This is a genomic window from Streptomyces sp. NPDC054813 (assembly GCF_053611365.1).
Genome location: NZ_JBSHAF010000009.1, coordinates 128,393 through 150,585 on the forward strand (window position 1 = coordinate 128,393; position 22,193 = coordinate 150,585).

18 protein-coding genes and 1 pseudogene are annotated in these 22,193 nt (G+C 71.7%); 11 read left to right on the forward strand and 8 right to left on the reverse strand.

Annotated features, from left to right (window positions below; translation table 11 throughout):
• Positions 1 to 294 precede the first annotated feature (294 nt).
• Positions 295 to 681: pseudogene (locus ACWGJB_RS19920) on the forward strand (3-deoxy-7-phosphoheptulonate synthase); the annotation flags it as partial.
• A gap of 162 nt (positions 682 to 843) precedes the next feature.
• On the opposite strand, the gene ACWGJB_RS19925 reads toward ACWGJB_RS19920, so the two are convergent.
• Both ACWGJB_RS19925 and ACWGJB_RS19930 read right to left on the reverse strand, forming a co-directional pair.
• Complete coding sequence (locus ACWGJB_RS19925) at positions 844 to 2,418, reverse strand: IclR family transcriptional regulator domain-containing protein (RefSeq protein ID WP_453381461.1); 1,575 nt, start codon at positions 2,416 to 2,418, stop codon at positions 844 to 846.
• Between the two features lie 143 nt (positions 2,419 to 2,561).
• Positions 2,562 to 3,980: a M6 family metalloprotease domain-containing protein gene (locus ACWGJB_RS19930; protein WP_453381462.1), complete on the reverse strand. Its 1,419-nt coding sequence runs from the start codon at positions 3,978 to 3,980 to the stop codon at positions 2,562 to 2,564.
• A 274-nt stretch (positions 3,981 to 4,254) separates the two neighbouring features.
• Here ACWGJB_RS19930 and ACWGJB_RS19935 point away from each other — a divergent pair, with 274 nt between their 5' ends.
• Together ACWGJB_RS19935 and ACWGJB_RS19940 are read left to right on the forward strand one after the other, a co-directional pair.
• Entirely contained in the window at positions 4,255 to 4,905 is a 651-nt protein-coding gene (locus ACWGJB_RS19935) for a TetR/AcrR family transcriptional regulator (RefSeq protein WP_453381463.1), read from the forward strand.
• Positions 4,906 to 5,129: 224 nt separating this feature from the next.
• A complete protein-coding gene (locus ACWGJB_RS19940) occupies positions 5,130 to 6,668 on the forward strand; it encodes an MFS transporter (RefSeq protein ID WP_453381464.1) in 1,539 nt (512 codons plus the stop codon).
• Positions 6,669 to 6,725: 57 nt separating this feature from the next.
• On the opposite strand, the gene ACWGJB_RS19945 is transcribed toward ACWGJB_RS19940, so the two are convergent.
• The gene (locus ACWGJB_RS19945; protein WP_453381465.1) at positions 6,726 to 7,241 is read right to left on the reverse strand and encodes a MarR family winged helix-turn-helix transcriptional regulator; all 516 of its coding nucleotides are present in this window, start codon (positions 7,239 to 7,241) and stop codon (positions 6,726 to 6,728) included.
• 124 nt (positions 7,242 to 7,365) lie between these two features.
• On the opposite strand from ACWGJB_RS19945, the gene ACWGJB_RS19950 reads away from it, so the two are divergent.
• Positions 7,366 to 8,178 (forward strand): dioxygenase family protein, encoded by an 813-nt coding sequence (locus ACWGJB_RS19950; protein WP_453381466.1) that lies wholly within the window; start codon positions 7,366 to 7,368, stop codon positions 8,176 to 8,178.
• Here ACWGJB_RS19950 and ACWGJB_RS19955 read toward each other — a convergent pair.
• Positions 8,175 to 8,693 (reverse strand): N-acetyltransferase family protein, encoded by a 519-nt coding sequence (locus ACWGJB_RS19955; RefSeq protein ID WP_453381467.1) that lies wholly within the window; start codon positions 8,691 to 8,693, stop codon positions 8,175 to 8,177. The genes ACWGJB_RS19950 and ACWGJB_RS19955 overlap by 4 nt on opposite strands.
• A 240-nt stretch (positions 8,694 to 8,933) precedes the next feature.
• On the opposite strand from ACWGJB_RS19955, the gene ACWGJB_RS19960 reads away from it, so the two are divergent.
• Positions 8,934 to 9,935 (forward strand): sigma-70 family RNA polymerase sigma factor, encoded by a 1,002-nt coding sequence (locus ACWGJB_RS19960; protein WP_453381468.1) that lies wholly within the window; start codon positions 8,934 to 8,936, stop codon positions 9,933 to 9,935.
• A 727-nt stretch (positions 9,936 to 10,662) separates the two neighbouring features.
• Positions 10,663 to 11,256 (forward strand): TetR/AcrR family transcriptional regulator, encoded by a 594-nt coding sequence (locus tag ACWGJB_RS19965; RefSeq protein WP_453381656.1) that lies wholly within the window; start codon positions 10,663 to 10,665, stop codon positions 11,254 to 11,256.
• Positions 11,257 to 11,410: 154 nt separating this feature from the next.
• Here ACWGJB_RS19965 and ACWGJB_RS19970 read toward each other — a convergent pair whose 3' ends face one another.
• On the reverse strand, positions 11,411 to 12,379 hold the full coding sequence (locus tag ACWGJB_RS19970) for a helix-turn-helix transcriptional regulator (RefSeq protein WP_453381469.1): 969 nt from the start codon (positions 12,377 to 12,379) through the stop codon (positions 11,411 to 11,413).
• A 62-nt stretch (positions 12,380 to 12,441) separates the two neighbouring features.
• Between ACWGJB_RS19970 and ACWGJB_RS19975 the strand changes: the two genes are divergently transcribed.
• From ACWGJB_RS19975 to ACWGJB_RS19995, 5 genes are all read left to right on the forward strand, one after another.
• Entirely contained in the window at positions 12,442 to 14,043 is a 1,602-nt protein-coding gene (locus ACWGJB_RS19975) for an MFS transporter (RefSeq protein ID WP_453381470.1), read from the forward strand.
• A 281-nt stretch (positions 14,044 to 14,324) separates the two neighbouring features.
• Positions 14,325 to 15,086: a DeoR/GlpR family DNA-binding transcription regulator gene (locus tag ACWGJB_RS19980; RefSeq protein WP_453381471.1), complete on the forward strand. Its 762-nt coding sequence runs from the start codon at positions 14,325 to 14,327 to the stop codon at positions 15,084 to 15,086.
• Between the two features lie 47 nt (positions 15,087 to 15,133).
• Positions 15,134 to 16,081: a 1-phosphofructokinase gene (gene pfkB / locus ACWGJB_RS19985; protein ID WP_453381657.1), complete on the forward strand. Its 948-nt coding sequence runs from the start codon at positions 15,134 to 15,136 to the stop codon at positions 16,079 to 16,081.
• 250 nt (positions 16,082 to 16,331) lie between these two features.
• Positions 16,332 to 18,476, forward strand: coding sequence for a PTS fructose transporter subunit IIABC (locus tag ACWGJB_RS19990; RefSeq protein ID WP_453381472.1), 2,145 nt, complete (start codon positions 16,332 to 16,334; stop codon positions 18,474 to 18,476).
• 109 nt (positions 18,477 to 18,585) lie between these two features.
• Positions 18,586 to 18,837 carry a hypothetical protein gene (locus tag ACWGJB_RS19995; RefSeq protein ID WP_360489816.1) on the forward strand — a complete coding sequence of 84 codons (252 nt, stop codon included), beginning with the start codon at positions 18,586 to 18,588 and terminating at the stop codon, positions 18,835 to 18,837.
• 25 nt (positions 18,838 to 18,862) lie between these two features.
• On the opposite strand, the gene ACWGJB_RS20000 is transcribed toward ACWGJB_RS19995, so the two are convergent.
• From ACWGJB_RS20000 to ACWGJB_RS20010, 3 genes are all read right to left on the reverse strand, one after another.
• Positions 18,863 to 19,609 (reverse strand): DUF6227 family protein, encoded by a 747-nt coding sequence (locus ACWGJB_RS20000; RefSeq protein WP_453381473.1) that lies wholly within the window; start codon positions 19,607 to 19,609, stop codon positions 18,863 to 18,865.
• 157 nt (positions 19,610 to 19,766) lie between these two features.
• Complete coding sequence (locus ACWGJB_RS20005; RefSeq protein ID WP_453381474.1) at positions 19,767 to 20,990, reverse strand: L,D-transpeptidase; 1,224 nt, start codon at positions 20,988 to 20,990, stop codon at positions 19,767 to 19,769.
• 164 nt (positions 20,991 to 21,154) lie between these two features.
• The gene (locus ACWGJB_RS20010) at positions 21,155 to 22,180 is read right to left on the reverse strand and encodes a P1 family peptidase (protein WP_453381475.1); all 1,026 of its coding nucleotides are present in this window, start codon (positions 22,178 to 22,180) and stop codon (positions 21,155 to 21,157) included.
• Positions 22,181 to 22,193 lie beyond the last annotated feature (13 nt).

The following is a 22,193-nucleotide window of genomic DNA, read 5'->3' on the forward strand; positions in this document are numbered from 1 at the left end:
ACACCACCCCCCCCCCCCACAGCCCCGACTCTGTCTTCTTGTTGGTTGCCTTTTTTTTTCGTCACCCCCCCCCCCGCCCCCGCGCCCCGCCCCCCCCCCCCCCCCGGTACTCCGTGCTTTCCGGAACTCCCCGTTTTCCGGCCGTGTGAATTCGCCCCGATCTCCGGATGAATTGATACTGCTCCGCCGGAACCTGACGAAGTAACGATTCCCCCCTTCGCGGTGATTCCGTAATTCTGCAGAATCGGTGAAAGCAACTCACGAGTTCAGCCGAAGAAATCCTTCTTCATCTCCATGAGAGGAACCGAGGTGGACAGCGAGCTCGCTTACATCGAATCGCTCCCCGCTCTCCAGCAGCCCGATTGGCGGGGTCATCCTGAGACGGAGCGGGCGAGGCGGGAACTGAGCGCGCTGCCGCCGCTCGTCGAGGCCCCGGACGCGACCCGGCTGCGCGACCACCTCGGGACGGTCGCCCAGGGGCACGCCCAGGTCATCCAGGCCGGTGACTGTGCCGAGGACTGGGCGGAGAACGGCCGCGTGGACATCGCCCGCAAGGCGGCGGTGCTCGACCTCCTGGCGGGTGTCATGGTCAACGCGGGCCGGCCGGTGGTGCGCGTGGGCCGGCTCGCCGGCCAGTACGCCAAGCCGCGCTCCCGGCCCACCGAAACGGTCCAGGGTGTCGAACTGCCCGTCTACCGCGGGCACATGGTGAACGATCCGAACCTCCGACCCGGTGCCGCGCCGATTCGTCCGGGCAGGGCCACGAGGCCGCCGCCTGATGCCGGAAGGCGCTCGGCCGGGCCCGGGGCACAGGTGCTTTCGCGATGCGGCCGTGTTCCTGGTTCAGGAGAGCGGCACGCGGGTGAAGCGGGAGGCGATGCGCAGGTCGGTCTGGATGTGGTCCGCCGTGGTGCGCAGGTGTGGGAGGACGTCCGTCACACACTCCTCCAGGGAGCGGCGGGCCGCGTGCGTGGCCACGTTCAGGGCGGCGACCGGGCGGCCGGTCCGGTCCCGTACCGGCACCGCGATCGAGCGCAGCCCCGATTCCAGTTCCTCGTCGGCGAGGGCGTATCCGGGTGGCCCGTCGGGGTCGAGGAGGGCCCGGCCGAGGGAGGTGCGGGCCGCCGGGAGGCGGGTGCCGACCGTGATGTCCACGGTCAGGACGCGGCTCGCGGTCGCCACCGCGATGTACTGGATCTCCGCCGGGTCCGCCCCCGGGACCGGTACGGCCAGGGCCGTCGGCTCCTGCAGCCGGTCCGTGAGGGCGCGGAGGTGGGGGGCCGCCAGGCGGGCGAGGGTGGTGCGGGACAGCGGCGGGTAACCGAGCGACAGTACCCGGGGGGTGAGGGTGAAGGTGCGGTCCTGCGCGGTCACCAGGCCCAGGTGCTCGTAGGTGATCAGGGCCCGGCGGACCGTGGCCCGGGCCAGGCCCGTCGCCTTCGCCACGTCCGTCAGGGTCAGGGCCGAGCGGCCCTCGCCGAACGCCGTGAGGACCGTCAGGCCGCGGGCCAGGGACTCCACGAAGTCGCGGCCCAGTTCGTGCTTGGACGCCGTGGTCCAGCCGGCCAGGCCGGAGGGCGGCGGGCCCGGCCGCGGCGGCGCGGCCTCGCGCAGTTCCCGCTCCATCGCTGTCACCGCCGTACGCAGGCGGGGCAGGAGCGCGGTGCGCAGCTCCGCCGCCGTGTGGCGGCTGGTGTGGCTGACGACGCTCGCCACGCAGGCCACCCGGCCGGTGGCCGGGTCGCGCACGGGGACGGACACCGCGACCAGGCCCGGTTCGATCAGCTGGTCGTCCAGGGCCCAGCCGTCCCGGCGGGCCCGGTCCGCCCGCGTCGCGAAGTCGTCGGCGGTGGTGCCGCGGGGCGGTACGGCCGGGAAACCCGCGTCGGCCGGGTCCGCCGCGCGCCGGGCCCGCCAGGCCGTCCACTCCGGCTCCGTCCACTGCGCGGCGAACAGCGGGCCGGGGGCGGTGCGTTCGGCCGGCAGCAGGTCGCCGATGCGGAAGCTGACGGACATCGCGCGGCGGCGGGTCGCCTGGTGGATGAAGCGGATGCCGTCCCCGTCGGCGACCGCGAGCGAGACGGACTCGTCCAGCTCGTCGGCGAGGGCGTCGGCGTGCCCGTCGAGGAGGGCGGGCAGGCGGAGGGCGGCCAGGTAGGCGTTGCCGAGTTCCATCACGCGCGGGGTGAGTACCGCGTCCCGGCCGTCCAGGCGGACGTATCCGGTGCGGGCGAGGGTCGCGGTGATCCGGTCGACCGTGGAACGGGCGAGGCCCGTACGCCGTTCCAGTGCGCTCGCGCTCAGCGTCCCGCCCGCCTCGGTCAGCGCCGCCAGCACGGCCACACCCCGGACGAGCGGAGCGACCGCCTCGGCCGGCGGATCGTGCGGTGGCGCGGCGGGGGACAGGGGGGTGGTCATCGACTCTCCGGTACGGCGGCTTCCGCGATCTCCGGCACGGCGATCAGGGCACGCCCACGATCTCCGGCAGGGCGATCAGGACACGCCGGCGATCTCCGGCAGGGCGATCAGGGCACGCCCACCGTAAACCCCGGCCGGGCCGGCTACCGCCGCGTCACCTGCACGCGGTAGTTCCCTTCCGCGTCCACGTCCGCCACCCGCACCTCGATCCCGTGCTTCGGGTCCTTGAAGGTCTCGCCCGGGCCGAACGGGGCGTCGGAGAGTTCCGCCTGGACGTTGGGGCTGCGGGTGCAGCCGCCGGTGTCGCCGTGGGCGTCGTACACCTTGATCGGTCCGCGGCCGGTGTCGACGTTCGCGTCGACCTTGTAGATGAGGACGCCGGGGCGGCAGACGTCCTCGTCGTTGCCGCCCTTGGTGCGGACCTCCAGGGCGTAGCCGGTCCGGGCGTCGACGGGGACGAAGACCAGTTTGTGGCCGCCGGCCCGGGAGAGCGGGGTCAGCGTGTAGTCGGTGCTGCCGCGGGTGGCCGCGCAGCTGACCTGGTCGGCGTCGAGCCAGCCGAGCTTCCACTTGTGCCAGGCGAGGAGGTCGTTGTCGGCGCCCCAGTCCTCGCTCATGATGTCCCAGTGCCCGACCGCGCCGCCGCCCTCCTGGGTGTAGAGGTCGGGCAGGCCGAAGACATGGCCGTTCTCGTGGGGGAGGACCCGGTAGCCGGTCTGCGCGTAGGAGCCGGAGCCGTCGTCCTGGCGGGAGTAGACGAAGGAGGCGTTGGCGACCGGGACGCCGTCGGCGACCGGGGCGTCGGAGTTGCCGGCGAAGGTCACCGACAGCACGGTGTCCAGGGCGGAGGGGCCGGCGTTCGGGGTGACCAGCACGTTCAGGAGGTCGTACGACCGGAAGTCCACGTCCGGGTCGGCGGCGGCCACGATGTCCTGGACCAGCTGCCGGTAGCCGGGGTCGAAGGGGGCGCCGCGCTCTATGCCGTACGCCGCGAACGGCTTGGGCATCCGCAGCCAGTGGTCGACGGGGGCCGCCGGCTGGTAGTCGAGCTTGCCGTAGGAGGCGGTGCGGAACCAGTCCTGGGTCCGCGGGAAGAACTCGTGGTAGCGGTCGAGCGCGTTGCCCTGGCCGGGCGCGTCGGAGAAGTCGACCATCAGGGTCAGGGCGTGCACGGTGCCGGTGGAGCGGGAGTAGCCGCCCGGGGTGGGGATGCCCTCGGTCATCTGGACCTCGTGGGCGCCGCTGATCAGGCAGGGGCCGTAGGTCGAGGAGCGGGCCAGCGCGATCGGGCCGGCGCCGGCCGGCGTGGGCGCCGCCGTGGGGTGTCCGGTGCCCGCCGAGGTGCCGACCGCGAGGATCAGCACGGTCACGGCGGCGAGGGAGACCGCACGGCGGTGGCGTATCGCGCGGCTCGGGGGCGTGCGCGGGGAGCGTGACGTGCGCGTGGCGCGCGGCGGGTGCGCGCTGTGCGTGACGTGTGGCGTGTGCGTGGTGGGTGGCGTGCGCGGGGCGCGTGGGGTGTCTCGGCGCGCGGGTATCGGGCGGCTGGGCTGCGGCTGCATGCATGGACCTTTCGCGCCACGGCAGCCGCCGGTTTCCGGCTGCACCCTCTCGATCACCCTGTGTCGGCGGGGCGGCGGGCGCGCGCTGGAGAGGCCGATCGTGCGATTCCCCGGCCCGGAAGATGTGATGCAGGTCACATAAGATGAGGAGAGGGTGTGGAAATAACCGGGGACCCTCTCCCCGTTTAGACCTGTGTCCGAGCGAAACGGGGAACGGATCCCCGGATCGTGGAAGCCCAGAGCATCACCCAGACCACCAGACAAGGAGTGCGCCGTGCAGACCGCGACCGCAATCCCCACCGTGCGCAAGGCGCCCCGGCCCCGCGCCGACGCCCTGCGCAACCGGGAGCGGATCGTCATCGCCGCCCGCGAGATGTTCACCGAGTACGGCCCCGACGTGCCGCTCGATGAGATCGCCCGCCGGGCCGGCGTCGGCAACGCCACGGTGTACCGCAACTTCCCCGACCGTGACGCGCTCGTCCGTGAGGTCGTCTGCTCCGTGATGGACCGGACGTCGGAAGCGGCCGAACTCGCGCTCGCGGAGACCGGGGACGCCTTCGGGGCGCTGGAGAGGTTCGTGCACGCCTCCGCCGACGAGCGGGTCAGCGCGCTGTGCCCGATGGTCTCCAGCACCTTCGACAAGAACCACCCCGACCTGGAAGCGGCGCGCGAGCGCTGTGAGCAGCTCATCGAGCAGCTCATGGACCGCGCCAAGGCGGCCGGGCAGCTCCGCCCGGACGTGGGTGTCGGCGACGTGATGATCGCCGTGGCTCAGCTCAGCCGGCCCCCGTTCGGTACCGACTGCCTGGTCGGCGACCGCTTCGTCCACCGTCTTCTGCAGCTGTTCCTGGACGGACTGCGGGCCCCGGCCCGCTCCGCCCTGCCGGGTACGGCCGTGACCATGGAGGACCTCCGCCAGGCCTGAACGACCGAGAGCGACCGCACCGTCCCACGGGGGGCCGATCAGTTTCGGACCGAGCGCCGGTCCTTCATTGCGCGCACCCCTTGTTCCGCACCGACCACCGTCTGCGCTCCACCGATCCCTTTTTCCGTCATGAACGCCGGCCTTCCGGCCCGTGTCGCCGACCTTCCGTAACGAAGCACCGACTTTCCGTCACGCATTCACGAAGTCAAGAAGTGGGTACCCCCATGTCCGAAACAGCCGCCAAGGCTCCCGGCGCACCGGCGCAGTCCGGTGACGCCAACCGCTGGAAAGCGCTGGTCTTCATCGCGCTCGCCCAGCTGATGGTCGTCCTCGACGCCACCATCGTGAACATCGCACTGCCCTCCGCCCAGACCGACCTGGGCATCTCCGACGGCAACCGGCAGTGGGTCGTCACGGCCTACGCCCTCGCCTTCGGCGGTCTGCTGCTCTTCGGCGGCCGGATCGCCGACCTGTGGGGCCGCAAGAGGGCCTTCGTCATAGGCCTGACCGGCTTCGCCGCCGCCTCCGCGCTCGGCGGCGCGGCGACCAGCGGCGCGATGATGTTCGGCGCCCGCGCCCTGCAGGGCGTCTTCGGCGCCATGCTCGCGCCGGCCGCGCTCTCCCTGCTCGCCGTGATGTTCACGGACGCCAAGGAGCGTGCCAAGGCGTTCGGCATCTACGGCGCGATCGCCGGTGGCGGCGGCGCCGTCGGCTTCATCCTCGGCGGTGTGCTCACCGAGTACCTGGACTGGCGCTGGACGTTCTTCGTCAACATCCCGTTCGCCATCGTCGCGGCGCTCGGCGCGTACTTCGTCATCCGCGAGCCGGAGGGCGGCCGCAACCGCAACCCGCTCGACATCCCCGGCGTGCTCCTGTCCACCCTCGGCCTGGTCTCCCTGGTCTACGGCTTCACCCGCGCCGAGTCCGACGGCTGGGGCGACGCCACCACCATCGGCCTGTTCGTCGCCTCCGTGGTGCTGCTGGCCGCGTTCGTCGTCACCGAGACCCGGGTCAAGGCCCCGCTGCTGCCGCTGCGCGTGGTCCTCGACCGCAACCGCGGCGGTATCTACCTCTCCCTCGGTATCGCGATCATCGCGATGTTCGGCACGTTCCTCTTCCTGACCTACTACCTCCAGGTCATCAAGGGCTTCTCGCCGATCAAGACCGGCTTCGCGTTCCTGCCGATGATCGCGGGCATGATGGTCGGCTCCACCCAGATCGGCACCCGTCTGATGACCCGGGTCCCGGCCCGGGCGCTGATGGGCCCCGGCTTTTTGGTCGCCGCGGCCGGCATGCTGGTGATGACCCAGATGGAGATCGGCTCGTCGTACGCCTCGACGATCCTGCCGGCGATGCTGCTGCTCGGTCTCGGCATGGGTACGGCGTTCATGCCGGCCATGTCCCTGGCCACGTTCGGCGTCGAGCCCCGGGACGCCGGTGTCGCCTCCGCGATGGTCAACACCTCGCAGCAGGTGGGCGGCGCGATCGGCACCGCCCTGCTGAACACGATCGCCGCCTCCGCGACGACGTCGTACATCAAGGACCACATCGCCACCGCGACCTCCAAGTCGCAGCAGCAGCTGGTCCAGATGGAGGGCGCGGTGCACGGCTACGCCAACGCGATCTGGGTCGCCGTCGGCATGCTGGTGCTGGCCGCCGTGGTCGTGGTGACCTTCGTCAACGCCGGCAAGCCGGACACCACGACGGTGGCCTCGGGCGAGGGCGCGGAGGACGAGGTGGCGATCCCGGTGGTCGCCCACTGAGCCTCTGAGCCACCACCGGCCGACCGGGTACCCGCACGCGGGCCTGTCCTGAGCTCCTCAGCGGAGCCAGGGCAGGTCCGCGCCCGCTTCGTTGGGCTGCAGGCCCTCGGCGACGATCTGCATGATCTCGCCGAGGGTCTGCTGCTGTTCGGGGGTCAGCCGCTCGAACAGCGCCTGCCGTACGGCGGCCACATGGCCCGGCGCGGTACGGCGCAGTACCTCGGAGCCCTCGTCGGTCAGGACGGCGAACTGGCCCCGCTTGTCGGAGGGGCAGTCCTCCCGGCGCACCCAGCCGTTCTTCTCCAGGCGGGCGACGGCGTGCGAGAGCCGGGACCGGGTGATCTTCGCTCCCATGGCAAGCTCGGTCATCCGCAGCCGCCGCCCGGGCGCCTCGGCGAGTCCGACCAGCAGGCCGTAGTAGATGTGCGGCATCCCCGCGTCCCGCTGGAGCTGACGGTCCAGATGGTCCTCCAGCAGGGTCGTGGCGTGCAGATACGAGCGCCAGACGCGCTGTTCTTCGTCGCTGAGCCAGCGATCCCCGGCGGCGGTCGCGGAGGTGGGTGCCGTATTCATGTATCCCACTGTACGAGGCCTCTCCTTGAAGGTTAAACAAGTGGGGCGTATGGTGTTTCACGGAAAGCTTGAGAGTTAAAACATGGGGCCCTGGGGGTTCCCGTCCGTGGAGGGAGCCGCCGTCATGACCGCCGCCGCACAGGAGCGACCCGCCGCTTCCGGGGAGCGCATGCCCGCCCTCTATCTGAGCCACGGCGCGCCGCCGCTCGCCGACGACCCGGTCTGGCCCGGCGAACTGGCCGCCTGGAGCGCCGGTCTGCCCCGCCCCAAGGCGATCCTGATGGTCTCCGCTCACTGGGAGGAGGCCCCCCTCGCCCTCGGTGCCGTACAGACCGTCCCCCTCGTCTACGACTTCTGGGGCTTCCCCGAGCACTACTACCAGGTGCGGTACGCGGCCCCCGGCGCACCCGCGCTCGCCGAGTCCGTACGCAAGCTGCTGCGCGCCCCCGGCACCCCCGTGCAGGACATCCCGGACCGCGGGCTCGACCACGGCGCGTACGTGCCCCTGGTGGAGATGTTCCCGGCCGCGGACATCCCTGTCCTGCAGATTTCCATGCCCACCCTCGACCCGGTCCGGCTGATGGAGATCGGCCGCCGGCTCGCCCCGCTGCGCGACGAGGGCGTGCTGATCGTCGGCTCCGGCTTCTTCACCCACAACCTGGCCGCCCTGCGCCACACCGGGGCCGGGGTGCCGTCCTGGTCCTCGGAGTTCGACGACTGGGGGCACCGGGCCCTGGAGCACCGTGACTGGGACGTCCTGCTGGACTTCCTCGACAAGGCGCCGGCCGGCCGTTACGCACACCCGCGCACCGAGCACTTCGCCCCGCTCTTCGTCACCATGGGCGCGGCGGAGGCCGGCGGCGAGCTGGACGCGCAGAAGTCGGTGATCGACGGGTTCTGGATGGGGATGGCCAAGCGGTCCGTGCAGTTCGGCTAGAGCGGGCGTTCGTACCAGGCCACGTCCCAGTAGCGGCCGAACTTGCGGCCCACCTCGCGGTACGTGCCGACGTACCGGAAGCCGAAGCGCTCGTGCAGCCGGGTGGACGCCTCGTTCGGCTGGGCGATGCCCGCGTAGGCACGGTGCAGGTCCTCGCCGGCGAGCGCCTCGAAGAGGGCCTTGTAGAGAAGGGTGCCGATGCCGCGTCCGTCGGCGTCCGGGGCGACGTAGACCGTGGTCTCCACCGAGGTCCCGTAGGCGGGTTTCGCGCGGTAAGGGCTGGATGTGGCGTACCCGAGAATCTCCTGTGAGTCCGCCGGCGTGGCAACCATCAGGCGGTACGGGCCGTCTTCCGGGTGGGAGAGCAGCCATGCACGACGTTCTTCCGGCGTGAAGACCACCGTGTCGAATGTGATGGACGTCTCACGTACGTAGTGGTTGTAGAGGTTCGTGAGGGCTTCGAGGTCTCCCTCGACTCCCGGCCTGACCTGCACCTCTGTACGTTCTGGCGACATCACGCCCCCTCGGTCGGTCCGACAGGGTACTGCATGATCAGAAAAATCGGAGGGCGGCATGGGAATTCTGTCCGGATTCCAGTCGTTGTTTCCTTCGGATGCCGGGCACAAGACCAGAACGCCGGGAGTTCCAGAAGCGGACTCCGCAGCGCCGCCGGCCGAGCGCCGAGCATCCACCGGAAGACCGAGAAGAACCGGATAGGACCACCCCGCCCGCCCACCATCGCAAGGGAGCACCGCATGGCAACCCGTGCCGTCGCCCGTCGTCAGTCCGCCACCGGCGAGACGGCCGACTCGGCAAGCAGTGTTCGCCGCGTCCATGGCGGCGAGATCGCCGACCGCGATCTGGTCGGCATGTATCTCGACGAGATCGCGCGCACACCGCTCCTCGACGCCGCCAAGGAAGTCGAGCTGTCCCAGACCATTGAGGCGGGTGTGTTCGCGCGGCAGGTCCTCGACGGCGAGGAGGAGTCCGGGTCGGACGCCACCCGCGAGGAGCTGGAGGCGCTCGTCGCCGCCGGCGAGCGGGCGAAGGACGTCTTCATCCGCTCCAACCTCCGCCTGGTCGTGGCCGTCGCCCGACGCTACCCGCGCAGTGGCCTGCCCCTGCTGGACCTGGTCCAGGAGGGCAACGCCGGCCTGGTGCGTGCCGTCGAGAAGTTCGACTACCGCAAGGGCTTCAAGTTCTCCACGTACGCCACCTGGTGGATCCGCCAGGCGATCACCCGTTCCATCGCGGACCAGTCCCGGACCATCCGGCTCCCCGTCCACCTGGTGGAGGAGCTGGGCCGGATCCGCCGCGTCCAGCGCGAGTTCAACCGGGAGCACGGCCGCGACCCGGAGCCCGCCGAGATCGCCGCCGAGCTCGGCTCCAACGCCGAGCGCGTCATCGACGTCCTCGACTGGGCCCGTGACCCGGTGTCCCTGAACATGGCGGTGGACGACCAGGGCGAGACGCAGTTCGGCGACCTCCTCGAGGACACGTCGGCGGTCAGCCCCGAGCAGTCCGTCCTGACCCTGCTGCGCAGCGAGGAACTGGACGACCTGATCGGTCGCCTGGACCAGCGCACGGCCTCCATCATCAAGATGCGGTACGGCATCGATGACGGCCGCGAGCGCACGCTGACCGAGGTGGGCAAGGAGCACGGCCTGACCCGTGAGCGCATCCGTCAGATCGAGAAGCACGCGCTGCTGGAGCTGAAGAAGCTGGCCCGCAGCACGGGGTTCGAGCCGGCGGCGTAAGAGAGTCGGGGGCGGCTCGGCGCATGGGGCTCCCGCGTCTGCGGGAGCTCCCCGAGCCTCGCGGGTCCGCGGGGGCTCCCGGGTGTGTGCGGGCTCGCGAGCCTGGGGGCGCGCGTGGAGCCATTCACGCCGAGCGCGTGCGCCGGGTGGCGAAAGACGGCGCAAACATGGCGCGGTACCGCCGCTTCAAGGCTCCGCGTGTAGGGAACAACCAATCCGGGCCGGGGAGTTGAGGACCTGGCCGGAGCAGCCGGCTCAGGAGAACAGCGGGCTTCTCGCGGGGCAGCCCGCGACGATCTCTGACGACGACTTCCGACGACGACGTATGACGACCCCTCAGTGAGCCACGTCCCGACGCACCAATCCCCCCGGCGCCGGGACTTCCGCAGAGCCGGGCTTCGGCGCCCAACCCCCCCGGGTGCCGGAGCCCGGCTCCATTGTTCGGCGAGCACCCGGCGAGCATCCGGCGGACATTTGTCGGCTGTTGCGCGGCCACCCGGCTCGGCGCGGCCCGTCACGGCGCCGCGCGTTTGCCGGGTTCTGTCTCTTCCGCATGCTGGAACGGTGGCCCACCCCGTACCTGAACCACGGGGTGAACCACCGGATGGCAGATTCTGCCACAGCGGCATAGCCTGCCGAGGTGAGCACCCCCAGCACCACCGGCAACACCTCCCGACAGGATCCTCCCGGTGTCTCCCTGACGGAGCGGCGCAAGGCGGAGACCCGGATGGAGATCGCCCGGGCGGCCGCCGGCCTCTTCGTACGGCAGGGCCTGCGAGCCACCCGCGCCGAGGACATCGCACACGCCGCCGGCATCGCGCCCCGCACGTTCTACCGCTACTTCGCCACGAAGGAGGAGGCGGTCGCCCCGCTCTACGCGGCGGGCGCCCAGCGCTGGGCGGAGGCCGTACGGGCGGCCCCGGCGGCCCTCTCGGTCCCGGAGGCACTGGAACACGCCGTCCACCACACCCTGACCCCCGGCGTGGGCGTCTCCGCGGCGTCCTGGGAATGGGTGCGCACCCTGATCCACCTCGCCGACACCAGTCCGGCCCTGCGCAAGGTGTGGGCGGAGGTCTGCCAGTCCTCGGAAGACCTCCTGGCGACGATCCTGGCCGAGCGCACCGCACCCGACACCGCCGACAACGTTGCCCCCACCCCGCACCTCCGTTTCGCCTCGGCGGTGGCCGGCGCGGCGGTCCGAGTGGCGGTGGAGTCCTGGGCGGCGGGCACGGCGTCCCCGTCGGACGCGGAGGGACCGGCGGCCCTCGCGCTGCGGAACCTGGCGGATCTGCGCGGGTTCGCCTGGGGAGAGCAGACGTAGCGGATACGGCTGCTCAAGCCGGGCCGCGGGCAAACGCGCCTCCCCAGTGCCTGAAGGGCCGCCGGCGTCTGGAGGGCCGCCGACACCTGAAAGTGCTCCAGCGCCTGTAGGGCTTCGGGTGTCCAAAGGACCTGGGAGGCGTCCGGCCGCCCGCTCACGCGGCCCCGCCGGCCCGCACCAACCGACCCCCCAACTCCCTCGCACACTCCACGAGTTCCTGCGGCTCCCGCACCACGAACTCGCACCCCGCCATCACCAGCCGCACCGCGAGCCACTCCTTCGGATCCCCGGTGGTTCCTCGCACCACACACCACCCGCCCCCCTCGTCCACCGGCGTCCCCAGCCACCCCGGCACCCGGGCCCCCACCTCCTCCGCCGTCCCGGCGAAGGCGACCACGAACTCGTACGTCTCCTGCTGCCGTTGGATCGACCGCCGCAGATACTCCGCCGCACTCCCCGTCGGCAACTCCCGCGGAGCGAACCGCGCCCCGGTCGCGAACGGCTCGCTCACCCGGTCGACCCGGAACGTCCGCCAGTCGTCACGATCGACGTCGTATGCCACGAGGTACCACCGCCGCCCCGTCGACACCAGCCGGTACGGCTCGGCCTGCCGCCGCGTCTCGCTTCCGTCCGCCGCCCGGTAGGTGAACCGCAACCGCTCCCGCCCCGCAACCGCCGACGCCATCACGGTCAGCGTCTCCGGCGCGATGCTCGCCCCGTCCCCACTGGTCAGCGGCGTGGTCGCGGCCTGAAGCGTGGTCACCCGGTGCCGTAGCCGGGCCGGCAGCACCTGCTCCAGCTTCGCCAGCGCCCGTACGGACGCCTCGTCCACCCCCTCCAGGGCATGCCCCGCCCCGGCGCGCAGCCCGACCGCGATGGCCACCGCCTCCTCGTCGTCGAGGAGCAACGGCGGCATCGCCTTCCCGGCGACCAGCCGGTACCCGCCGTCGGCCCCCTTGCTGGCCTCCACCGGATACCCCAGTTCCCGTAGCCGGTCGATGTCCCGCCGCACGGTGCGCCGGGACACCCGGAGCCGGTCGGCCAGCTCACCGCCGGGCCATTCGCGGGGCGTCTGGAGCAGAGACAGCAGCTGGAGCAGTCGAGCCGGAGTGTCTGTCGTCATGCACCAGAGGATGCCTTACGACTAGGACAGGATCTGACCTACTCGCGACCTACGTTGGCGACATGACTTCCGTTGACGACAACGCCGCAAAGGGGCGCGGGGAACTGCGCACTCAACCACGACGAACCCGCAGGCAACCCGCCACAGCGACCCCGACGGCGCTCGAAACGTCGGCCACTCCCGGCGCACCGCACCGCTGGCTGGCCCTGGCCATCGTCATGACCGCCGCCTTCATGGACCTGGTCGACGTCACGATCGTCAATATCGCCATCCCCTCCATCCAGCGGACCGCCCACGCCTCCTTCAGCCAGATCCAGTGGATAACCGCCGGCTACGCCCTCGCCTTCGCGGCCGGCCTGATCACCGGAGGCCGCCTCGGCGATATTCACGGCCGCAAACGGATCTTCCTCCTCGGTGTCGGCGGCTTCACCCTCGCCTCGGCCCTGTGCGGCTTCGCCGCCAACCCGGAGATGCTGGTGGCCGCCCGCATCCTGCAGGGCGGCATGGCCGCCATGATGGTCCCGCAGGTCCTCTCCATCGTGCACGCCACCTTCCCCGCGCACGAGCGCGGCAAGGTCTTCGGCCTGTTCGGCGCGATCGTCGGGCTGGGCGCGGTCTCCGGCCCGCTGCTCGGCGCCCTTCTGACGGAGTGGAACGTCCTCGGCCTCGAATGGCGCCCGATCTTCCTCATCAACCTCCCGGTCGGCATCGCGGCCCTGCTCCTCGGTCGCCGTTACATCAGCGAATCCAAGGCCCCGCACGCCCTGAAGCTCGACCTCGTCGGTGTCGCCCTGGTCACCCTCGGCCTGCTGATGCTGCTCTACCCGCTGACCCGCGGCCGCGAGCTGGGCTGGCCGCTGTGGGGGTACGCGTCGATGGCGGGGGCGCTCGTCGTCTTCGGTGCGCTGGTGGCGTACGAACGCCGCAAGGCAGCCCGCGACGGTTCCCCGCTCATCGAACCGTCCCTGTTCAGGGTGAAGAGCTTCGCCGCCGGCATCGCCGTGCAGACCGTCTTCGGTGTCGCGCTCGGCATCTTCTTCCTGGTCTGGACGCTGTACATGCAGAACGGCCTCGGCTGGAGCCCGCTGCACGCGGGTCTGACCGGGGTGCCGTTCTCGATCGCCGTCTCCGTGGCGGCCGGCCTGTCCGTGCAGAAACTGGTCCCGCGCTTCGGCCGCAAGGTGCTCCAGGCGGGCGCCCTGGTGATGGGCCTGGGCGTCCTGCTCTACATCTGGGAGTCCGATCGCTACGGCCTCGCCATCGCCTCCTGGCAGATGGCCCTCCCGCTGGTCGTGATGGGTGTGGGCATGGGCCTGATCGTCGCCCCGCTGACCGACGCGGTGCTGTCGGAGGTGCCGCGCGAGCACGCCGGTTCCGCCTCCGGCCTGATCAACACCGTGCAGCAGATGGGCAACGCGCTCGGCCTCGGCCTGGTCTCGGTCGTCTTCTTCGGTGTCATCGACGACCGCCTGACCCCGGACCGGCTCGGCCCGGCGTTCGTGCACGCCTTCCAGCACGCACTGCTCTGGGTGGCCGCCGTCATGGCCGTGATGTTCCTGCTGATGTCCGCCCTGCCGAAGCACCCGGCGCAGCACGTGGAGGGCGGCGGCGCGCAGGAGGCTCTCCCGGCGCAACCGGAGGACGAGCCCGCGCTCGTCCCCTGAGCACGCCTCCCGAGCGCGCCCCTGAGCACGCCCCTGGCGAAGAGCCCGGCCACCTCTTGGCGCCGGGCCCTTCCGCATGCGCGAAGGAGTCTTCCGTGCTCCTCTCCCGCCCCTCCGGACGGCACGGAAGTCCGGCCATGCCCGGTTGAAGCCCGAACCTGTTTACTTTCCGGAAATCCGGGCGTAGCCTCCAGCGAAACCACAAGTTCGGGCACGAGTCGGACGTAGTCGGACACGCGCCGGACACCAGTCGGACGTATCTTGGAGCGGAGGCGCAGGGCATGTACGCACCGGAGCGGCAGCAGGAGATCCTCCGGCTTGCCCGTGACGGCGGCCGGGTGGACGTCGTGTCGCTCGCCGAGGAGTTCCAGGTCACCGCGGAAACGATCCGCCGCGACCTGAAGGCCCTCGACCGCGCCGGCCTGGTCCGCCGGGTGCACGGCGGTGCCATCCCGGCCGGCCGCCTCGACTTCGAGCCGGACCTCGCCGAACGCGAGTCCACCTCCGCCGACGAGAAGGACCGCATCGCCAAGGCCGCCGTCTCGGAACTGCCGACCGAGGGCACCCTGATCCTCGACGCCGGCACGACGGTCGCCCGCCTCGCCGGGGCCATCCCGCTGGAGGCGTCCCTCACCGTCGTCACGCACAGCCTGCCGATCGCGGCCCGCCTCGCCGACCACCCGGGTATCCAGCTCCACCTGGTCGGGGGGCGCGTACGGCACCGCACGCGCGCCGCCGTGGACGCCTGGGCGCTGCGTGCGTACAGCGAGATCCGGGCGGACGTCCTCTTCGTCGCCGCCAACGGCTTCTCCGCCGAACAGGGCCTGACCACCCCCGACCTCGCCGAGGCCGCGGTCAAGCGGGCGGCCGTCGCCGCGGCCCGCCGGGTGGTCCTGCTCGCCGACTCCGCCAAGCACGGCCAGGAGCACTTCGCCCGCTTCGGCGACCTGAGCGACGTGGACCTGCTGATCACCGACAGCGGGCTGAGCCCCGAGGACGCCGCCGCCATCGAGCGCGGCGGCACGGAAGTAGTACGAGCATGAGCACCACGGACAGCGTGAACGCGACGAACGGCACGACCGGTACGACCATGATCCTCACCGTCACCCCCAACCCCTCCCTCGACCGCACCTACGAGGTGCCCTCCCTGGAGCGCGGCGAGGTCATCCGCGCCACCGGCGAACGCATGGACCCCGGCGGCAAGGGCGTGAACGTCTCCCGCGCCGTCGCGGCCGCCGGCCGGCGCACGGTCGCCGTGCTGCCCCTGGGTGGTGCGCCCGGCGCGCTCGTCGCCGACCTGCTCGACGCGCAGGGCATCGAGGTCGCGCCGGTCCCGGTCGCCGGAGCCACCCGCTCGAACATCGCTCTCGCGGAGTCCGACGGGGTGCTCACCAAGATCAACGCGCCGGGTCCGGAACTCTCGCGGGCGGAGCAGGAGCTGCTCCTGGAGACGGTGCGCGAGCAGTCCCGTGACGCGGACTGGATCGCGTGCTGCGGGAGCCTGCCGCGAGGGCTCGCGCCGTCCTGGTACGCCGATGTGGTCGCCCGAGCGCACGCCGGGGGCGCGCGCATCGCGCTGGACACCTCGGGACGTGCGCTGCTGGAAGCGTTGCGCGAGCGCCCGGACGTGGTGAAGCCGAACGCCGAGGAGCTCGCGGAGGCCGTCGGGCGCCCCCTGGCGACGGTGGGCGACGCGCTGAAGGCGGCCGAGGAGCTGCGCGGCATGGGCGCACGCGCCGTCCTCGCGAGCCTGGGAGCCGACGGCCAGCTCCTCGTGGAGGACGCCGGCGCCTGGTTCGCGAGCGCCCGCGTGGACACCGTCCGCAGCAACGTCGGCGCCGGCGACTCCTCCCTCGCCGGATTCCTCATCGCCGGCGGCAGCGGTCCCAAGGCCCTCGCCTCCGCCGTCGCCCACGGCGCCGCCGCCGTCCAGTTGCCCGGCAGCGTGATGCCCACCCCCGCCGACCTGGACCCCACGGCGGTGACCGTCACCGACCGCGTCCCCGTCGACCGCGAACTTACGGAGCCGGTGTCATGAACGCTCGTACGACCCTGCACGCGACCGCGCTCCTCCCCGGCGCCGCCCGCCGACAACCGGCCCAGGAGCGGCGAGGTTCCTCCTCTTTACTCGCCGCACCGACGGGCCGACGGGGCACCCTGAGCCGCCCCGGCGTCCCCGGGAGGCGGGGCTTCCCCGGCCCCTCCTCCCACCCCGCCCCCCACGGCACCCCCGTCCCCGAAACCGCCCACCCCACACCCCGGGCGATACGCGTGCATAGGAGCCCGCGATGAGCGACATGATCACCGCGGACCTGGTCGATCTCGACCTGTCCGCCGACACCAAAGAAGCGGCGGCGCGCGCCCTCGCCGAGCGCATGGTGGCCCTGGGCCGGGTGACCGACCTGGAGGGCTTCCTCGCCGACGTGGCCGCCCGCGAGGCCCAGATGCCGACCGGCCTCGACGGCGGCATCGGCATCCCGCACTGCCGCAGCGCCCACGTCACCGAGCCGACGCTCGCCTTCGGGCGCAGCGCCGCCGGCATCGACTTCGGCGCGGCGGACGGCCCCGCCGACCTCGTCTTCCTGATCGCGGCCCCCGCCGGCGCCGACGACGCCCACCTCACGATCCTCTCCTCACTGGCCCGCCAGCTGATGAACAGCGAGTTCACCGACGCGCTGCGGTCGGCGGGCGACGCGGAGACGGCTGCGGCACTGATCCGGGGGGACAAGGCGCCCACGAACGGCGCGGAGGCCGCGGACGCCGGTGACACGGGCGTCGGCGCGGGCACGAAGGGCACCGCGAGCGCCGCTGAGGGCGCCGTGAGCGCCTCCCAGAGCACCGCTGCGACGCCGGCGGCGGCCTCCGCCGGCGCCGCAGCGGCAAACACGGCACAGGCGCCCACCCCGGGCTCCGGCGCGGAGGCGACTGCCGAGCGCCCCTTCCGTATCGTCGCCGTCACCTCCTGCCCCACGGGTATCGCGCACACCTACATGGCGGCCGAGTCCCTGGAGAACGCGGGCCGCGAGGCGGGCGTCGAACTCGTCGTCGAGACGCAGGGCTCGGCCGGCTTCACCCGGCTCGATCCCGAGGTCATCGCGGCCGCGGACGGCGTGATCTTCGCGCACGACGTGCCCGTGCGCGACAAGGACCGCTTCGCCGGCAAGCCGACCGTCGACGTCGGCGTGAAGGCGGGCATCAACCGCCCCGCCGAGCTGATCGGCGAGGTGCGCGCCAGGGCCGAACGCGGAGAAGTCACCTCCGGATCGGCGCCCACCCCGGTCGAGCGGGCCGGCGACGAGTCCGAGGGCTACGGCACCAAGCTGCGCAAGTGGCTGATGTCCGGCGTGAGTTACATGGTTCCGTTCGTCGCGGCCGGCGGTCTCCTGATCGCCCTCGGCTTCGCGATCGGCGGCTACGAGATCAAGTCCGCGCCCTCGGTCATGACCCACTTCGTGTGGACCCAGAGCGACAGCTGGGCCGCCCTGCTCTTCCAGATCGGCGCCGTGGCCTTCGGCTTCCTGGTCCCGGTACTGGCCGGGTACATCGCCTACGGCATGGCGGACCGGCCGGGTCTGGTGCCCGGCTTCGTCGGCGGCATGATCGCGTCCACCATCAACGCGGGCTTCCTCGGCGGCCTGGTCGCCGGTCTGATCGCCGGTGGTGTGGTGCTGGCGATCCAGAAGGTGAAGATCCCGGCGGCGGTCCGCGGGATCATGCCGGTGGTGGTGATCCCGCTGATCTCCTCCGCGATCGTCGGGTTCCTGATGTTCGTCGTCATCGGCAAGCCCATCGCCTCCGCACAGAAGGGCATGACCGACTGGCTGAACGGCCTCAGCGGCTCCAACGCCGTCCTGCTGGGCGCCCTGCTCGGCCTGATGATGTGCTTCGACCTCGGCGGTCCGGTCAACAAGGTCGCGTACACCTTCGCCACCGCGGGTATCGCGGTCTCCAACCCCAGCGACTCCGCGATGAAGATCATGGCGGCGGTCATGGCGGCCGGCATGGTCCCGCCCCTGGCGATGGCCCTGGCCACCACCGTGCGCGGCAAGCTCTTCACCGAGACCGAACGCGAGAACGGCAAGGCCGCCTGGGTCCTGGGCGCCTCCTTCATCTCCGAGGGCGCGATCCCGTTCGCGGCCGCCGACCCGCTGCGTGTCATCCCCTCCTCGATGGTCGGCGGCGCGATCACCGGCGCCCTGTCGATGGTCTTCGGCGCCACCCTGCGCGCACCGCACGGCGGCATCTTCGTGGTCCCGCTGATCGGCAACCCGTTCCTCTACCTGATCGCCATCGCCGCCGGTGTCTGTGTCACCACGACCCTGGTAGTCATCCTCAAGGGCCTGCGCAAGCCGGCCCCGCAGACCCCGGCGGGCGGCTCCGCGGCCGGCCCGGCCGCCACCACGAAGGAGACCAAGCAGCCCGTCGCGGCCTGATCACCCGCACCCTCTTGTCCCTTTGATTCGCTGTGAGTTGTTCACGGCACCTGCGAGATACGTCACGGTCCGGGGCCAAAGTCCCGGACCGTGGTGTGTACTGGGACGCATGTCTGAGCACGTCGCGCCCCTCCAGCTGATCGGAGTGACCGCCCTCGCTCTGGCGACCGTCGCCTGGGTGGTCGTCCTGATGCGCGTGCTGCGTCACACCCGCCGCGAGGCCACCGCCTGGCACCCGGGCCGCTTCCTCCCCGGCCACCCGCACCAGCTCCAGGCCGGCCCGCCACGCGAGTCCGTGGAACTCACCCCGGCCGAACAGGACGCCTTCGCCGGCCTGGTACGCCGACTTGGCGGCCGCTGAGGCACGCTGGGCCGGTGCGCCCGGCTCAAGGCCGCCGCGCCGCCCGTCGCTCCATGGCCGCCCGGGCCGCGTCCTCCGACGGATACACCTCGCACATGTGCCGGCCGTCCGGCGTCGCCGTGTGCTCGACCTCCCACAGCGACAGCTCCCGGCCGTCGCTCAGCAGGAACGCGTGCTCGTAGAGCGAGAAACTCAGTGCGGTCCGGCCCGCCCGCCCCGGTCGTCCGAACGCCTGGGTGATCTGGTGCGCGAACGCCGTCGCCAGCACCTGAGCCGTCTCCGTGTCCGGCCGGTCGGGGTTCTCCGCACGGCGCAGAAGCCGGCGCGCATGGTCCGCGGAGTCGTCCGGTACGTACATGTGCCGGGGTTCGGGGACGGCCGCCAGCGTCATCAGCACCGGCAGTTCGAAGTCCGGGGCGTCCGGCGGCAGCGGCAGCCGCGCCGTCGCGGCCCGCAGCTCCTCCTCATCGACGTACACCTCGGCCTGCGGGGCGCTGCCCGGCGCGGTGTTGTGCACGAGCTCCCACAGAGTGACCGCCGAGCCGTCGGCGAGCAGCCAGGTGTGCCGGTAGGTCTCCCGGTGCAGCCCCGCGCTGTGGTGCGCGGAGTGCAGCGAACTGTCGTGCGCCAGCGCGCAGTCCAGCTGCCTTACCGCCTCGTCGGGCAGTTCGAAGGAGTTCAGGGCACGGCCCAGGAGCCGCGCGAGATGCTCCTCCGGAGACTCGGGCGACTCGGCTGGTTCGTACGCTGCCGTCTCGTACGGAACGCTCAAGGTTTCTCCCGGCGTTGCTGCATGTCACCTTGTGGGTGCATACCGTAGCCCCTCGATCGGACATCATGTCCGGGAACCGAGAAAACGTACGCCGGGAAAACACGCGGGCCGCGCGAAAAGTTCCCGCGCGGCCCGACGATCTGTCAAAACCAGCCGGTCAGGCGGCGTTTCCGGCAGTCCACTCGCTCCACGACAGGTTCCACCCGTTGAGCCCGTTGTCCGGCTGCACGGTCTTGTCGGGGGAGTTCTTCACGATCACGACGTCACCGATGAGGGAGTTGTCGTAGAACCACTTGGCCGTCGTGTCGCCCTGCGCGCCCTGCGCGTCCGCGAGCCCCACACAGCCGTGACTGGTGCCCTCGCGCCCGAACGGCGGGTTGCCCTTGTTGTACCAGTAGTTGCCGTGGATGAACGTCCCCGACTGCGTCAGCCGCATTGCGTGCGGCACGTCCGGGATGTCGTACTCCCCGCCCAGGCCGACCGTCTGGCTGTTCATCCGGGTCTGGGTGAACTTCTCGGAGATCACCATCTGCCCGTTGTACGTCGTGTGCTCCGGGCTGCCCGTCGACACCGGCACTGACTTGAGCGTCTTGCCGTCCCGGACCACCGTCATGGTCTGCGTGTTCGCGTCGACCGTGGAGACCTGCGAACGCCCGACGGTGAAGGTCACCGTCTTCTTCTGTACCCCGTAGACGCCGTTCGCGCCCTCGACCCCGTCCAGGTCGATCTTCATCGTGACCTTGGAGCCGGCCTTCCAGTAATCCTGCGGCCGGAAGTCCAGCCGCTGCGAGCCGAACCAGTGCCCCACCACCTGCTGGCCGCTGCTGGACGTGACCGTGATGTGCGACTGCACGGCCTTCTTGTCGCTGATGACCTTGTCGAAGTCGAACGAGACCGGCATCCCCACACCGACCGTCGTCCCGTTGTCCGGCGTGTACGTCCCGATGTAGCTGTTCGCCGAATTGACGGTGGTGAAGATGGAGTTGGCCGCCGCCGTGAGCCCCTTCGAGTCCTTTGCGGTCGCCGATATCTCGTACTTCGTGCCGCGCTCCAGCTGCTCCTTCGGCTTCCAGGCGCTGCCGTCCGCCGAGAGGGTGCCATCCACGGCCTGCCCCGACCCTGCCACGGTCATCTTCACGACGGTCAGCTTGCCGTCGCTGACCTGCACGCCGGTCGAGTTGATGGACGCGCCGGTCGAACCGTCCTTCGCCGAGATGACGATCTTCGCGGTCGACGTCTTGGCGGCGCTGTCCTGCCCGCCCTTGCTGTCGTCGCTCTTGGCGCTGGCGTTGCCGCCGCAGGCGGTCAGGGTGAGGGCGCCGACCATCAGGGCGGCACAGGCCCCCAGTGCGCGCCGCGCTGCAATGTCCGGCGTTGTCACGGGCTGCTCCATTTCTTGTGATGTGCGTGATCCGCTCCAGTGCGTGGAGAGAGAGGGCGCCGACGAGGGTTCGGGTTCCACCGGGCGGCCGTGAACGCCATCACGTGACAGAACCGGGACAATCAGCGAGGACGCGCGACAGTCGGGGCGCGCCCCCGCCACTGTCACCGCGCCCCGTACAACTCCCCGTACGACGGCCACACTCCGCCCGGCCCGGCCACGGACTCGGCGGCGCGCACGGCGCGCACGACGGCGCGCGTCACCAGGTCCGCGCCGGCCGCGAGAATCTCGTTGAGCGCGAGCGGGCTCGCGTCGAGCGGGCGCGCACCCGTCGCCAGCGCGAACACCGTGTCCCCGTCGTGCAGCAGATGCACCGGCCGCACGGCGCGCGCGATCCCGTCGTGCGCCGTCCCGGCCAGCTTCTGCGCCTGCGCCTTGGAGAGGTCGGCGTCGGTCGCCACCACCGCGAGTGTGGTGTTGAGCGGCGGGAGCCCGTTGTCGGCGGCGGCCTCGGCCAGCCGCCGGCGCGCGGCGTCGTGCACCCGCTCCTCGGGGTACTCCACGCGCCCCTGGAACAACTCCCCGTACAGCACGCCCGTCTCGGGATCCATCACCGCGCCGGCGGCATTGGCCACCACCAGCGCGGCCACCGTGATCCCCGACTCCAGCACCGCACTCGCGCTGCCCACCCCGCCCTTCAGCGCCCCGGCCACGGCGCCCGTACCGGCCCCCACGCACCCCTCCCGCACCGGCGCCCCGGACGCGCTCGCCGCGGCCTCCTCGATCGCCGCGCGCCCCATGGCCGCGTCCGGCCGGGCCCGGAAGTCCCCGCCCCGCCCCAGGTCGAAGACGCAGGCGGCGGGCACCACCGGCACGACGTGCGCCGGATCCGCTCCCACCCGCACCCCGCGCCCCCGCTCCTCCAGCCAGGCCATCACCCCGGACGCCGCGTCGAGCCCGTAGGCGCTGCCGCCCGCGAGCACGATCGCCTCCACCCGCTGCACCAGATTGCGCGGGTCGAGCGCGTCCGTCTCCTTGGTACCCGGACCGCCACCGCGCACGTCCACCGCGGCGACCGCGCCGCCCTCGGGAGCAAGTACCACCGTGGTGCCGGTGAGCCAGCCGTCGCCGCTGCGCGACGCGTGTCCCACCCGCAGCCCGGCCACGTCCGTCAATGCGTCAACTGTCATGACGGCCAGTCTG